This is a genomic window from Streptomyces geranii, from assembly GCF_002954775.1.
Taxonomy (GTDB): Bacteria; Actinomycetota; Actinomycetes; order Streptomycetales; family Streptomycetaceae; genus Streptomyces; species Streptomyces geranii.
Genome location: NZ_KZ672955.1, coordinates 1 through 13,407 on the forward strand (window position 1 = coordinate 1; position 13,407 = coordinate 13,407).

Below are 13,407 nucleotides of genomic sequence, written 5' to 3' on the forward strand. Positions count from 1 at the left end.
CAGGCCCCCCAGCCCGTCCGGCGCTTGAGGACAAAGCGGGGGTCCGGGGGCGGCAGCCCCCGGGGACGGGACGGGTAGGGGCGGCGGGGGCGATATACCGTTCACCCCCATGCGCACCATCCTCGTAACCGGCCCAGGCGGCTCGGGCCGTACCACCCTTGCCGCGGCCACCGGCCTCGCCGCGGCGCGCGACGGTACCCCCACCCTCGTACTCAGCACCGACCGCACCGACACCCTCGGCGCCGCCCTCGGCGTCAAGACGGGCCCCAACCCCGTCTCCGTGCCCGACACCCCGCACCTCACCGCCTGGCGCCCCGACGCCGCCGACCGCTTCCGCGCCGACCTCACCGCCTTCCAGGACCGCGCCTCGGGAGCCCTCGACTTCCTCGGCGCCTCCCGGCTCGACCCCGAGGAACTCACCCCCCTCCCCGGCGCCGAGGAACTCGCCCTCCTGCGCGCCCTGCGCGACGCCGCGCTCTCCGAGGCGTACGGCCTGCTCGTCGTCGACCTCCCGCCCACCCCGCAGGCCCTCGCCCTCCTCGCCCTCCCCGAGGAACTCCGCCGCTATCTGCGCCGCCTCCTCCCGGCCGAACGCCAGGCCGCCCGCGCGCTGCGCCCCGTACTCGGCCGTCTCGCCGGCGTCCCGATGCCCGCGGAGTGGCTGTACGAGACCGCCGCCCGCTGGGACGTGGAGCTGGCCGCCGTCACCGCGGTCGTCGCCGACCCGGGGACCGTTGTACGGCTGGTCGCCGAACCCGGCCCGGCCGGCACCGACGCCGTGCGCGCCGCCACCACCGGACTCTCCCTGCACGGCCTGCGCACGGACGCGCTGCTCGCCAACCGCGTGCTGCCCGAACCCTCCATCGACCCCTGGCTCGCCTCCGTCACCGCCCAGCAGCGCAAGGCGCTGGAGGAGTGGCAGGAGACGTACGGCCGCCGCCTCCACCAGGTCCCGCACCTCGGCCACGACCCGCGCGGCACCGACGACCTCGCCGCCCTGCGCGCCCCCGCCGTCAACGCGGCCCCCGCCCCCGTCGAGTGGCCCGTCACCGACCAGCTCGCCGACGACGGTGTGCTCGTCTGGCACATCCCGCTGCCCGGCGCGATACGCGAGGACCTCGACCTGGTCCGGCGCGGCGACGATCTCGTCCTCACCGTCGGCCCGTTCCGCCGTATCGTCCCGCTGCCCTCGGCCCTGCGCCGCTGCACGGTCGCCGGAGCCGCCCTGCGCGACGGCGAACTGAGCATCCGTTTCGCGCCGGACCCCGACCTGTGGCCGCAGACCCGGTGAACCGCCCGCGTCCGTTCGGGTACCGTCGGAGGGACGAACCGTAGTCAGGAGTCCGCCATGAGCGAAGAGCGCCCCCCGTCCGACGCCGCTCAGGGGGACGCGGCCGGCAAGGCACCGCACGACGCGCCGTACGAGGCACCCGCCTCCGACGCCGACGCCTGGGCCAAGGCCTGCGCCGAGGACCTCGAAGCCGAGAAGGCCCGCCGCCGGGCCCGGTACGGCCCGCCCCCCGGCTCCGCCGCCGAGGAACTGCGCAAGCTCGTCGACGCCGTCTCGGACAAGCTGTCGTCCCTCCAGTCGCCGCTGCTCGGCGCGGTCGCCCAGGGCACCGCCCAGCAGGTGGTGCAGCAGGTCGTCCAGCAGGCCAAGGCCGCCGTCGAACCGGTGATCGAACGCAACCCGGACGTCTTCGACCACCTCGCCGCCGCGGGCAACGAACTGCTCGCCGCCTACCGCTCGGCCGTCGAGTCCCAGGAGCGTCGCTGGACGACCCGGGAGAACGACCGCCGCGACCGCGGGGACGAGGGCACCGGCTCCGGCGAGCGCATCGACCTGGACTGACAACCCCCTCGAATCGTTCGCGCCGGGCCTGCCCACCGTGCGGACGACGGGAACCCGGCGACAGGGGCTCGGGTACCGTTGGCCGTAGCGGGGCTCCACCGAAACTGAGGGATTCATGGGACTCACCATCGGCGTCGACATCGGCGGCACGAAGATCGCGGCCGGCGTGGTCGACGAGGAAGGCAACATCCTCTCGACCCACAAGGTGCCGACCCCGGGCACGCCCGAGGGCATCGTGGACGCCATCGCCGCCGCAGTCGAGGGCGCGCGCGCCGGGCACGAGATCGTGGGCGTCGGCATCGGCGCCGCCGGATACGTGAACCGCCAGCGTTCCACGGTGTACTTCGCGCCCAACATCGACTGGCGCGAGGAACCGCTGAAGGACAAGGTCGAGGCACGCGTGGGCCTGCCGGTCGTCGTCGAGAACGACGCCAACGCGGCGGCCTGGGGCGAGTACAAGTTCGGCGCAGGCAAGGGCCACCGCAACGTCATCTGCATCACCCTGGGCACCGGCCTCGGCGGCGGCATCATCATCGGCAACAAGCTGCGCCGCGGCCACTTCGGCGTGGCCGCCGAGTTCGGCCACATCCGCGTCGTCCCGGACGGCCTGCTGTGCGGCTGCGGCTCGCAGGGCTGCTGGGAGCAGTACGCGTCCGGCCGCGCCCTCGTCCGGTACGCCAAGCAGCGCGCCAACGCGACCCCCGAGAACGCGGAGTTGCTGCTCTCCCTCGGCGACGGCACCCCCGAGGGCATCGAGGGCAAGCACATCTCGATGGCCGCGAGACAGGGCGACGCGGTCGCCGTCGACTCGTACCGCGAACTGGCCCGCTGGGCAGGCTCCGGCCTCGCCGACCTGGCCTCCCTCTTCGACCCCTCCGCCTTCATCGTCGGCGGCGGCCTCTCGGACGAGGGCGAACTGGTCCTCGACCCCATCCGTAGGTCCTACAAGCGCTGGCTGGTGGGCGGCAACTGGCGCCCGGTCGCCGACGTCATCGCCGCCCAACTGGGCAACAAGGCAGGCATGGTGGGCGCGGCGGACCTGGCGAGAGAACCAGACCCGATCATGTAGAACACGCCCTGACCGCAGCTGGCCCGCCGTACCTCGGGAAGAGGAACGGCGGGCTTCGTCATGCCGTCAGGGGCAGCGAACCCAGGGGCGCGAGGAACTGCGCGAGAAGCCCCACCCACCGTCACACGGCCAACTACCGCACAATCCACGGCGAGTTCCCGATCACCCCACCAACCCCCCACCCGTATCTTGACCCGCATGGCGACGAACCCCCCGCTCCCCACCCCCCACACAAACCCAGACGGTTCCGCCGTCATCCGAGTCCTCAGTTACAACATCCGCTCGATGCGAGACGACACCACCGCCCTCGCCCGGGTAATCACCGCCTGCGCCCCCGACCTGGTCCTCGTCCAAGAAGCCCCCCGCTTCTTCCGCTGGCGCAAAAAACTGGCCCGCCTCGCAGCCGCCTCCGGCCAGGTGGTCCTCACCGGCGGCGCCACAGCCGCGGGCCCCGCCCTCCTCTGCTCCCTGCGCGCGACAGTCGAACGCACCGAGGACGTACTCCTCCCCCTCACCCCGGGCCAGCACCGCCGAGGCTTCGCCACGGCCGTCGTCCGCTTCGGGGGCGCCCGGCTAGGCGTACTGAGCTGTCACCTCAGCCTGCAGAAGGACGAGCGGTACGAGCAGTCGGGCCTGCTCCTCGACCGCCTCGCCGCACTGGACGTCCCGCACGCGGTCGCGGGCGGCGACCTCAACGAACGCCCCGCGGGGCGCAGTTTCCGCCGCCTGTCCACCGGGCTCCAGGACTGCTGGGCAACCGCCCCCTGGGGGACGGAGTACACGTCGACGCCGACCGACCCGCACCAGCGGATCGACGCGATCCTGGCGACACCGGGCATCGAGGTGCTCGGCTGCGGGGTCCCGACGGGCCTGCCGGGCGTGACGGAGACAGACCTGAGGGCGGCCACGGATCACCTGCCCGTGCTGGCGGCACTGCGCGTACCGGCAGCCTGAGCCCGGTCCGCCGGGCGGAGTCCGGCGCGGCCGTCCGAAGCCTGTGCGGCCCCCTGGGGCCGAGCGGTGCGAGGGCGGCGTCGAGAGGTTCTGCCCGTCTCCCGGTCCTGGCCGCCCTCGGAATCCCAGCGTCCCGGAGCGCTTCCGGAACCGCCGGACAGCGCTCTGGCCGAGGTCAGACGACAGCTCCCCGCCCCGGATCCTCCTCGTCGTCCTCGTCCCCCTTCATCCGCACCACCAGCGTCGCGAACCCGCCCAGGAACCCGCCGATGCCCAGCGTCGTCAGCCACCAGGTCATGTCCCAGCCCAGCAGTACGGCGAGCAGCAGCAGGATCGGGCCGCCCAGCACCGCCAACCAGGCGAACCGGGCCGTCGTGTCGGAGGCCGGCAGCGGCGGCGGTTCCGGCGGGACGAAGTGGCCCTCGTCGTCATCGTCGAAGTCGTCCTCCGACGCTTCCTGCATCGAGTAGTCGCGCGGGCCGCCCCCGCCGACGCCCGGGGCGAACGCGACGGAGCTGCCCAGCGGCTTCGGGGGCGGCCCGTCGCCCTTGGCGACCTTGTCGGCGTTGCCCTTCGGGTCGGGGTCGGTGGTGTCGCCGGTCTCGTCGTTCGTGTCGGGTTCGAGCAGCGCGAGATCCTCGATCGACTTGAACGGCTTGGCGCCTGGCGGGTCCGGCGGCTCGTCGCCGTACGCCTCCACGATCGCGGCCCACGCCGCGGCCTCGTCGAAGGGCACACCCTTCTCCTCCGGCTCGCGGTCGGAGTCGTGCTCAGCCACCCGTGGCCGTCCCTTCCTGCTGCCCCACTTGGTCTCCCTGTCGGCTCTGCCCCGGCACCTGGATCTCGCCCGAGTCCGTGGCCTCCTTGCCGGCCGCGGGTGCGAGCCGGAGGACGAACGCGTGGCTCTCCTCGAAGATCCGGTCCGCATCATGGTCCAACGTCGCGACGTGGTAGCTCTGTTCCAGCAGGATCTCCGTCACGTCCGTCGACGAAACGCGGCTGAGGATGCGGGCCGAGTCGACCGGCGGCACCACATGGTCCTGCGGGCTGTGCAGGAGCAGTACCGGCTGTGTGACCTGAGGCAGGTCACCGTCCACCACCTGGTAGAACCGGCGCATCGAGTGCGCCGCGTGCAGCGGGATCCTCGGGTAGCCGACCTCCTCGACGCCCTCCTTCTTTATGTCGCTCACGATGCCGGGCACCGAGGGCACGACATGGCGCAGTACCGGAAGGGCGTACGCGGCGAGGCCGTGCACCTTGTTCGCCGGGTTGACGATCACGATGCCGCTGATCCGGTCGCCGTACCGCTCGGCGAGCCGCAGGGTCAGGGCGCCGCCCATCGACAGGCCGAAGACGAACACCTGGGCACACCGCTCCAGCAGGGCGCGCAGCTCGCGGTCCACCTCCGCGTACCAGTCCTGCCAGCCGGTGAGCTGCATGTCCTCCCAGCGCGTGCCGTGCCCGGGCAGCAGCGGCAGCGAGACGGTCAGTCCGCGCTCGGCGAGGTACTCCGCCCAGGGGCGCAGCGACTGCGGGGAACCGGTGAAACCGTGACAGAGGAGGACGCCGACCTCCCCGCCCTCATGGCGGTACGGCTCGGCTCCAGGAAGGACCGGCACCATCGGTCTCCTGTTCATGGGGTGGTGTGAGGACTTCACGGTACGCGACCGCACTGACACCGACCAGGGCCGTCGGGCTCATTGACAGTGCCGCGGGTTAAGGTCTGACCGACAGACACGGGAGGCACTCGGTTGTTGTACGGCGCGATGAAGGTTTCCGTCGGGGTACCGCTGAAGCTTGCCTTCAGGCCCTGGGTGGAGGGCCTGGAGAACGTCCCGGCCGACGGCCCGGCGATCCTGGCGAGCAACCACCTGTCGTTCTCCGACTCCTTCTTCCTCCCCGCGGTCCTCGACCGCAAGGTCACCTTCATCGCGAAGGCCGAGTACTTCACGACGCCCGGCGTCAAGGGCCGGATGACCGCCGCCTTCTTCAAGGGCGTCGGCCAGCTCCCGGTGGACCGCTCCGGCGCGCGCGGCGCGGGCGAGGCCGCGATCCGCAGCGGGGTCGAAGTCCTTGAGCGCGGTGAGCTGTTCGGCATCTACCCGGAGGGCACCCGCTCGCCCGACGGCCGCCTCTACCGGGGCAAACCCGGCGGCCTCGCGCGCGTGGCGCTCGCCACCGGGGCACCGGTGATCCCGGTCGCGATGATCGACACCGAGAAGATCCAGCCGCCGGGCAAGGTGATGCCCAAGCTGATGCGCCCGGGCATCCGGATCGGCGAGCCGCTCGACTTCAGCCGCTACCAGGGCATGGAACACGACCGTTTCGTGCTCCGGGCCGTGACCGACGAGGTCATGTACGAAATCATGAAGCTCTCCGGCCAGGAGTACGTCGACATCTACGCGTCGGCCGCCAAGCGGCGGATCGCGGAGGCGGCGAAGGCGGAGAGACAGGCACAGAAGGCGCGCGAGAAGGAACACTCGGGCGCCAAGTAGCGGCACCACGGGGCGGGTTCGGGGGATGGTGGGGGAGATGGCCGTACGCGAGAAGGCCGTAGCGGTACGAGGCAAGGCCGGGCCGCCGAAGGTCATGCGCATGTCGGTCGAGCAGCCGCTGTGGCGTGCCCTCACCGGCTACCGCATCCTGACGATGCTGTACGCGATCGGCCTCTTCGCCAACTCCTACGAGGGCTTCGCCCGGCCCTGGGTCGCCGTCGCCTACTTCTGCGTCCTGTTCGTCTGGACCCTCGCGACCCTCCCCAAGGTGGCGAGCGCGGCCAACTGCACCAAGCGCTTCCTCACCGCCGACCTCACCATCGCCCTCGCCGGCATCCTCCTCACGCCCGTCGCCGACACCCACGAGCGGATCGCCTCGGGCGCTGCCACGATGCCGTCGATATGGACGGCCGGTTCCGTGCTGGCCTTCGCCATCAAGGGCGGCTGGCGCTGGGCGGCCTTCGCCTCGACGCTGGTCGCCGTCGCGAACCTGGTCGAGCGCGGCAGCCCGGCCCGCGACACCGTCCACAACGTGGTCCTGGTGTGGGTCGCCTCCATCGCCATCGGATACGTCGTCGAGGTCGCCCGCGCCTCCGAGCGCACCCTCGCCCGCGCCCTGGAGATCGAGGCCGCGACCCGCGAACGGGAGCGGCTCGCCCGGGACATCCACGACAGCGTCCTCCAGGTACTGGCGATGGTGCAGCGGCGCGGCGCCGTGCTCGGCGGCGAGGCCGGGGAACTGGGCCGGATGGCCGGCGAGCAGGAGATCGCCCTGCGCGCCCTGGTCTCCGGCGGCCTGGCCTCGGGCCCACGGACGCCGGGACACGTGGGAGCAGGGGTGCCAGGCACCCTCGTAGACCCGGCGGGGGAGCCGGACTCGGACCCCGACTCGCCGGACCCCGTCGACCTGCGCACCCTGCTGGTGCCGTACGCCACCTCGACGGTCACCCTCTCCGATCCCGGTGCCCCCGTGCCGCTCGCCCGGGCCGCCGCGAAGGAGCTGGCCGCGGCGGTCGGGGCCGCGCTGGACAACGTACGGAAGCACGCGGGGGAGGGCGCCCGGGCCTGGATCCTGGTCGAGGACGAGCCGGACTCGGTCGTCGTGACCGTGCGGGACGACGGGCCCGGCATCCCGGAGGGACGGCTCGCGCAGGCCGAGGGCGAGGGGCGGCTCGGGGTGGCCCAGTCGATCCGCGGCAGGCTGCGCGACCTCGGCGGCGGCGCCGAGCTGATCTCGGTGCCGGGGCAGGGCACGGAGGTCGAACTGACGGTACCGAAGGCCGGCCAGACGGCACGGGGTAAGGCGGAGAAGCGATGACGGACACAGGCGACGAGGGCGGGCACGTGAACGGGGAAGAGCCGCGGGGAACGCTCCGCGTGATGGTGGTCGACGACCACCCCATGTGGCGCGACGCGGTCGCCCGCGACCTCGCCGAGTCCGGGTTCGACGTGGTCGCCACGGCGGGCGACGGCGAGCAGGCGGTACGCCGGGCCAGGGCCGTCGCGCCGGACGTCCTGGTGCTCGACCTGAACCTGCCAGGCAAACCCGGCGTCCAGGTCTGCAAGGAGGTGGTCGGCTCCAACCCCGCCCTGCGCGTCCTGGTCCTCTCGGCGAGCGGCGAGCACGCGGACGTACTGGAGGCGGTGAAGTCGGGCGCCACCGGCTATCTGCTGAAGTCGGCCTCGACGGAGGAACTGCTCGACGCGGTACGCCGTACGGCGGTCGGCGACCCGGTCTTCACGCCGGGCCTGGCCGGTCTGGTCCTCGGCGAGTACCGCCGCCTCGCCTCCGAACCGGCCCCGGCGGCGGGCGCCGACGAGCCCAGGGCCCCGGAGCTGACCGACCGCGAGACGGAGGTGCTGCGGCTGGTGGCCAAGGGCCTCAGCTACAAGCAGATCGCCGAACGCCTGGTGATCTCGCACCGCACGGTCCAGAACCACGTCCAGAACACCCTCGGCAAGCTCCAACTGCACAACAGGGTGGAACTGGTGCGGTACGCGATACAGCGCGGCCTCGACGACGAGTGACTCGACGACGGGTGACTTGGCGGAGAGTGGCTTGGCAGCGAGTCAGGAGCCTCGACGTCGCGTGAGACGCACGTCACACTGATCCTTCGTCACGTATCCGCGGCGAAGGGACACTTCCATGCGCGTCGGAGTACTGACCGGAGGCGGCGACTGCCCCGGGCTCAACGCCGTCATCCGGGCCATCGTCCGCAAGGGCGTACAGGAGTACGACTACGACTTCGTCGGCTTCCGGGACGGCTGGCGAGGTCCACTGGAGGGCGTCAGCATGCGCCTGGACATCCCGGCCGTACGCGGCATCCTCCCGCGCGGCGGCACCATCCTCGGCTCCTCCCGCACCAACCCGCTCAAGCAGGAGAACGGCATCGCCCGCATCCGGGAGAACCTCGCCGCGCAGGGGGTCGACGCGCTCATCGCGATCGGCGGCGAGGACACCCTGGGAGTGGCGGCCCGCCTCACCGACGAGCACGGGGTACCGGTCGTCGCCGTACCGAAAACGATCGACAACGACCTCTCCGCCACCGACTACACCTTCGGCTTCGACACCGCGGTCGGCATCGCGACGGAGGCGATCGACCGGCTGCACACCACCGCCGAGTCCCATATGCGCGTCCTCGTCTGCGAGGTGATGGGCCGCCACGCGGGCTGGATAGCGATCCACTCCGGCCTCGCGGGCGGCGCCAACGTCATCCTCATCCCCGAACACCGTTTCGACGTCGACCAGGTGTGCGCCTGGGTGACCTCGCGCTTCAAGGCCTCGTACGCCCCGATCGTGGTCGTCTCCGAGGGCGCGATGCCGAAGGACGGCGACATGGTCCTCAAGGACGAGTCCCTCGACGCCTTCGGACACGTCCGCCTCTCCGGCGTCGGGGAATGGCTGGCCAAGGAGATCGAGAAACGGACGGGCAAGGAGGCCCGCACCACGGTCCTGGGCCACATCCAGCGCGGCGGCACCCCCAGCGCCTTCGACCGCTGGCTCGCCACCCGCTTCGGCCTGCACGCCATCGAGGCGGTCCGGGATGGCGACTTCGGCAAGATGGTCGCTCTGCGGGGCACGGATATCGTCCGCGTTCCGATCGCGGACGCGACGGCGAGGCTGAAGACGGTCGACATGAAGCTGTACGAGGAGGTCGGTGTGTTCTTCGGCTGACGGTGGGTGGGGGCTGGTCGCGCAGTTCCCCGCGCCCCTGAAAAGCGGGGGCTGCGCCCCTGCTTTTCAGGCCCGCAGGGCCGGGTCTTCTGCTTTTAGGGGCGCGGGGAACTGCGCGACCAGCCACGACGGCGCCGCAGTCGAGAACTACCGCGCCCGCAAGGACTGCACCCCCGCCACCAACTCCCGTACGACACTCGCCCCGTCCAGCGTCAGCACCGACTCCGGATGGAACTGAACGCCCGCGAAACCAGGCCCCCGAAGCGCGTGCACCTCCCCACCCCCACTCCTGCTGACCTCGATCCCATGCGCCGCCAACTCGCCGAGGGCCTCCTCACCGCAGTGCGCCACAAAGCTGTTGTAGAACCCGACGGTCTCCGTCCGCCCGAACAGATCGATCTCCGTCTGAGCCCCCTGGTACGGCACTTCCTTCCGTACGATCTCCAGCCCCAGCTCCGCCGCGATCAGCTCGTGCCCGAGGCAGACACCCAGCACCCCGTGCCGATGATCGCGAAGCACCTCGGCGGTCAGCTCGCGCAGGAACCGCATCTTCGGGTCGGCCGGATCACCCGGGTCACCCGGGCCGGGCCCGAGCACCAACAACCCCTCGTGCCGTACGACGGCCTCCCGCAACCCCGGTTCGTCGTAGCGTCGCACGGTCACGTCGAGCCCCGACGAGCGCAGGACGTGCGCCAGCATCGCCGTGAAGGTGTCCTCGGCGTCGACGACCAGCGCATGCCCGGTCAGCTCCGCTGTCGGCGACTGCATCCGCAGCCAGAACGGCGCCAGCGACGCCCGCCGCCCGTCTAGCGCCGCCCGCACCCGGGGATCGTCCGCGAGCCGCGGCCGTACGCCCGTCTCCCGGGCCCGTCCCGGTACGACACCCAGCGCCGCCAGCACCCCGGCCGCCTTGGCGTGGGTCTCGGCGACCTCGCCCGCCGGGTCCGAGCCACGGACGAGCGTGGCACCGACCGGCACCCGCAGCCGTCCGTCCGGCGCGATGTCGGCGGTCCGGATGAGGATCGGCGAGTCCAGGGTCTGGGCCCCGCCGGCGTCCCGCCCGAGCAGCGCCAACGCCCCCGCGTAGTAGCCGCGCCCAACACCGTCCCGCCCGAGGGGCTCATACCGTTCGATGACCCGGCAGGCGTTCTGCACGGGCGACCCGGTGACGGTCGCCGCGAACATGGTCTCCTTCAGCACCTCGCGCACATCCAGCGAGGACCGGCCCCGCAACTCGTACTCCGTGTGCGCGAGATGGGCCATCTCCTTCAGCCGGGGCCCGACCACCACCCCGCCCATGTCGCCGACGGTGCACATCATCTTGAGCTCCTCGTCGACGACCATCGACAGCTCCTCGATCTCCTTGCCGTCGGCGAGGAACGAGAGCAGGTGCTCGGGGGTCGGCCCCTCGGCGGGATAGCGGTACGTCCCGCTGATCGGGTTCATGACCACGGTCCCGCCGGTCATCCGCACGTGCACCTCGGGACTGGCGCCGACGAGTGTCCGCTCGCCCGTGTGCACGACGAACGTCCAGTACGCACCCCGCTCGCCCTCCAGCAACCGCCGGAACAGCGCGAGGGCGTCGGCGCGTCCGAACCCCGGGATCTCACCCTCGTACGTCCGCCGGATGACGAAGTTGGCCCCCTCGCCGCTCCCGATCTCCTCCCGCAGCACCCGCCCGACGATCTCCGCGTACTCCTCGTCGCCGACGTCGAAGCCGCCGCCCTCGACCCGCACGTCGTGCGCGGGGAGCTGCTCCAGCACCGCCGCCAGCGGGAGTTCGTACGACTCCTCGGGGGTGAGCACCGCGAGTGGTGTGCCGTCGTCACGGACGTCGAAGCCGCGTTCGCGGATCTGGCGGTAGGGGATCAGGGCGAGGCCCTCGTCGGGGATGTCGGCGAGCCGGTCGTACGTGGTCACCGGGCCGAGCAGCAGTTCGACCACCGAGTGGTCGTGGCCGGGGGTGCGGCGGTGGATCAGGGCGAACGGGCGGGGGTCGTGCGGGAGTTGGTCGAGTCGCATGGTTCCTCTTCCATCGATCGATGACTGAATCAGTGATCGGATCAGTGATCTGGAGGAACGGCCGGTGCGGAAGTCCGCGGAAACACCGAAGGCCGCCCCTCGGGCGGCCTTCGCGAAGACTTGCGTTCGTACGCAGTCAGTGGGCCGCCGGGTGAGCGGTCCACCACCAGTTCTGGAGCTGGGTCGAGTGCGCGAACATGCGACGGACCATACACCACAGCCGTCCCGCGAGGAGCTGAAGAGACACGAACCGGCGCACGGACCGGTCGCTCCGCCCACCGGACCCGAACGAGCGAACCCCGTCTCACTTGATGAGCAGGCGGATGGACGCCCGACACGACCCCGTAATGTTGAGGCTGTGACCGTGAACGCTAAGACCAGCGCAAGCGCTGGCAACACCTGGCGAGACCTGCCCGCGGCGCAGCAGCCCGAGTACCCCGACACCGAGGCTCTGCGCGCAGTCGTTGCGGAGCTGGAGTCGTATCCCCCGCTCGTTTTCGCGGGGGAGTGCGACCAGCTGCGCGCCCGGATGGCGGCCGTCGCCAAGGGAGAGGCGTTCCTGCTGCAGGGCGGCGACTGCGCCGAGTCCTTCGAGGCCGTCGGCGCCGAGCACATCCGCGCCAAGCTCAAGACCCTCCTCCAGATGGGCGCCGTCCTCACCTACGCGGCCTCCGTGCCGGTCGTGAAGGTCGGCCGGATCGCCGGCCAGTACTCGAAGCCGCGCTCCAAGGGCACCGAGACCCGCGACGGCGTGACCCTGCCGACGTACCGGGGCGACTCGGTCAACGGCTTCGACTTCGACGAGAAGTCCCGGATCCCGGACCCCGAGCGCCTGAAGCGGATGTACAACGCGTCCGCCTCCACGCTCAACCTGGTCCGCGCCTTCACCACCGGCGGTTACGCCGACCTGCGCCAGGTGCACGCCTGGAACCAGGACTTCGTGAAGTCGTCCCCGTCCGGCCAGCGGTACGAGCAGCTGGCCCGCGAGATCGACAACGCGCTGAACTTCATGCGCGCCTGCGGGACGGACCCGGCCGAGTTCCAGACGGTCGAGTTCTACTCCTCGCACGAGGCCCTGCTCCTGGACTACGAGTCGGCGCTGACCCGCGTCGACTCCCGCACCGGACGCCTGTACGACGTCTCGGCGCACATGGTGTGGATCGGTGAGCGCACCCGGCAACTGGACGGCGCGCACATCGAGTTCGCCTCCCAGGTCCGCAACCCGATCGGCATCAAGCTCGGCCCGACGACCACGGCCGAGGAGGCGCTGCAGTACATCGAGCGCCTCGACCCGGACCGTGAGCCGGGCCGGCTGACCTTCATCGTCCGCATGGGCGCCGACAAGGTCCGGGACAAGCTGCCCGAGCTGGTCGAGAAGGTCACGGCGTCCGGCGCGACGGTGGCCTGGGTGACCGACCCGATGCACGGCAACACCTTCGAGGCGGCCTCCGGTCACAAGACCCGCCGCTTCGACGACGTGCTCGACGAGGTCAAGGGCTTCTTCGAGGTCCACAAGGAGCTGGGCACGCACCCCGGCGGCATCCACGTGGAGCTGACCGGCGACGACGTCACCGAGTGCGTGGGCGGCGGCGACGAGATCTTCGTCGACGACCTCCACCACCGCTACGAGACGGCCTGCGACCCCCGGCTGAACCGCAGCCAGTCCCTCGACCTGGCGTTCCTCGTCGCGGAGATGTACCGCGACCAGTAGGGGATCGGTAGTAGGCGAGTAGTAGATCACCAGGCTTTCCGCCTGTTACAGCAGAGTGGCGTGGGGGGGGGGGGGGGGGGGGACCCCCCCCCCCCCCCCCCCCAAAAAAAACAGAATAAGAAAGGAGGG

General features: G+C 71.4%; 13 protein-coding genes. 9 read left to right on the forward strand and 4 right to left on the reverse strand.

The window, feature by feature from the left end:
• The first annotated feature begins 109 nt into the window (after window positions 1–109).
• The 4 genes from CW359_RS04725 to CW359_RS04740 all read left to right on the forward strand — a co-directional run bounded on the left by CW359_RS04725 (window position 110) and on the right by CW359_RS04740 (window position 3,875).
• Complete coding sequence (locus CW359_RS04725) at window positions 110–1,291, forward strand: ArsA family ATPase (protein ID WP_105968473.1); 1,182 nt, start codon at window positions 110–112, stop codon at window positions 1,289–1,291.
• 57 nt (window positions 1,292–1,348) lie between these two features.
• Window positions 1,349–1,852, forward strand: a complete 504-nt coding sequence (locus CW359_RS04730) for a DUF5304 domain-containing protein (protein ID WP_105968474.1) — start codon at window positions 1,349–1,351, stop codon at window positions 1,850–1,852.
• Between the two features lie 115 nt (window positions 1,853–1,967).
• The gene (locus CW359_RS04735; protein ID WP_105968475.1) at window positions 1,968–2,921 is read left to right on the forward strand and encodes an ROK family glucokinase; all 954 of its coding nucleotides are present in this window, start codon (window positions 1,968–1,970) and stop codon (window positions 2,919–2,921) included.
• Between the two features lie 198 nt (window positions 2,922–3,119).
• Window positions 3,120–3,875: an endonuclease/exonuclease/phosphatase family protein gene (locus CW359_RS04740; protein WP_105968476.1), complete on the forward strand. Its 756-nt coding sequence runs from the start codon at window positions 3,120–3,122 to the stop codon at window positions 3,873–3,875.
• Window positions 3,876–4,050: 175 nt separating this feature from the next.
• Here CW359_RS04740 and CW359_RS04745 read toward each other — a convergent pair whose 3' ends face one another.
• Window positions 4,051–4,653, reverse strand: coding sequence for a hypothetical protein (locus tag CW359_RS04745; protein WP_105968477.1), 603 nt, complete (start codon window positions 4,651–4,653; stop codon window positions 4,051–4,053).
• Window positions 4,646–5,494 carry an alpha/beta hydrolase gene (locus CW359_RS04750; RefSeq protein ID WP_232838227.1) on the reverse strand — a complete coding sequence of 283 codons (849 nt, stop codon included), beginning with the start codon at window positions 5,492–5,494 and terminating at the stop codon, window positions 4,646–4,648. Before CW359_RS04750 ends, CW359_RS04745 begins: the two co-directional genes overlap by 8 nt.
• A gap of 132 nt (window positions 5,495–5,626) precedes the next feature.
• Here CW359_RS04750 and CW359_RS04755 point away from each other — a divergent pair, with 132 nt between their 5' ends.
• The 4 genes from CW359_RS04755 to CW359_RS04770 all read left to right on the forward strand — a co-directional run bounded on the left by CW359_RS04755 (window position 5,627) and on the right by CW359_RS04770 (window position 9,545).
• The gene (locus tag CW359_RS04755) at window positions 5,627–6,370 is read left to right on the forward strand and encodes a lysophospholipid acyltransferase family protein (RefSeq protein ID WP_198655089.1); all 744 of its coding nucleotides are present in this window, start codon (window positions 5,627–5,629) and stop codon (window positions 6,368–6,370) included.
• A 37-nt stretch (window positions 6,371–6,407) separates the two neighbouring features.
• Complete coding sequence (gene macS, locus CW359_RS04760; RefSeq protein ID WP_105968479.1) at window positions 6,408–7,688, forward strand: MacS family sensor histidine kinase; 1,281 nt, start codon at window positions 6,408–6,410, stop codon at window positions 7,686–7,688.
• Window positions 7,685–8,398: a response regulator gene (locus CW359_RS04765; RefSeq protein ID WP_232838226.1), complete on the forward strand. Its 714-nt coding sequence runs from the start codon at window positions 7,685–7,687 to the stop codon at window positions 8,396–8,398. Before macS ends, CW359_RS04765 begins: the two co-directional genes overlap by 4 nt.
• A gap of 118 nt (window positions 8,399–8,516) precedes the next feature.
• The gene (locus tag CW359_RS04770) at window positions 8,517–9,545 is read left to right on the forward strand and encodes a 6-phosphofructokinase (protein WP_105968480.1); all 1,029 of its coding nucleotides are present in this window, start codon (window positions 8,517–8,519) and stop codon (window positions 9,543–9,545) included.
• Window positions 9,546–9,692: 147 nt separating this feature from the next.
• Here the strand turns inward: CW359_RS04770 and CW359_RS04775 are convergent, their stop codons facing one another.
• Entirely contained in the window at window positions 9,693–11,567 is a 1,875-nt protein-coding gene (locus CW359_RS04775) for an anthranilate synthase family protein (protein WP_105968481.1), read from the reverse strand.
• 136 nt (window positions 11,568–11,703) lie between these two features.
• The gene (locus CW359_RS47505; protein WP_408647452.1) at window positions 11,704–11,778 is read right to left on the reverse strand and encodes a trp operon leader peptide; all 75 of its coding nucleotides are present in this window, start codon (window positions 11,776–11,778) and stop codon (window positions 11,704–11,706) included.
• A gap of 147 nt (window positions 11,779–11,925) precedes the next feature.
• On the opposite strand from CW359_RS47505, the gene CW359_RS04785 reads away from it, so the two are divergent.
• Complete coding sequence (locus tag CW359_RS04785; RefSeq protein ID WP_105968483.1) at window positions 11,926–13,278, forward strand: class II 3-deoxy-7-phosphoheptulonate synthase; 1,353 nt, start codon at window positions 11,926–11,928, stop codon at window positions 13,276–13,278.
• Window positions 13,279–13,407 lie beyond the last annotated feature (129 nt).

What these genes read in the sequence shown, in the direction of transcription:
- CW359_RS04730 (WP_105968474.1), top strand. Translation starts at nt 1,349, where the DNA reads ATGAGCGAAGAGCGCCCCCCGTCCGACGCCGCTCAGGGGGACGCGGCC.
- CW359_RS04765 (WP_232838226.1), top strand. Translation starts at nt 7,685, where the DNA reads ATGACGGACACAGGCGACGAGGGCGGGCACGTGAACGGGGAAGAGCCG.
- CW359_RS04770 (WP_105968480.1), top strand. Translation starts at nt 8,517, where the DNA reads ATGCGCGTCGGAGTACTGACCGGAGGCGGCGACTGCCCCGGGCTCAAC.
- CW359_RS04740 (WP_105968476.1), top strand. Translation starts at nt 3,120, where the DNA reads ATGGCGACGAACCCCCCGCTCCCCACCCCCCACACAAACCCAGACGGT.
- macS (WP_105968479.1), top strand. Translation starts at nt 6,408, where the DNA reads ATGGCCGTACGCGAGAAGGCCGTAGCGGTACGAGGCAAGGCCGGGCCG.
- CW359_RS04735 (WP_105968475.1), top strand. Translation starts at nt 1,968, where the DNA reads ATGGGACTCACCATCGGCGTCGACATCGGCGGCACGAAGATCGCGGCC.
- CW359_RS04725 (WP_105968473.1), top strand. Translation starts at nt 110, where the DNA reads ATGCGCACCATCCTCGTAACCGGCCCAGGCGGCTCGGGCCGTACCACC.
- CW359_RS04775 (WP_105968481.1), bottom strand. Translation starts at nt 11,567, where the DNA reads ATGCGACTCGACCAACTCCCGCACGACCCCCGCCCGTTCGCCCTGATC.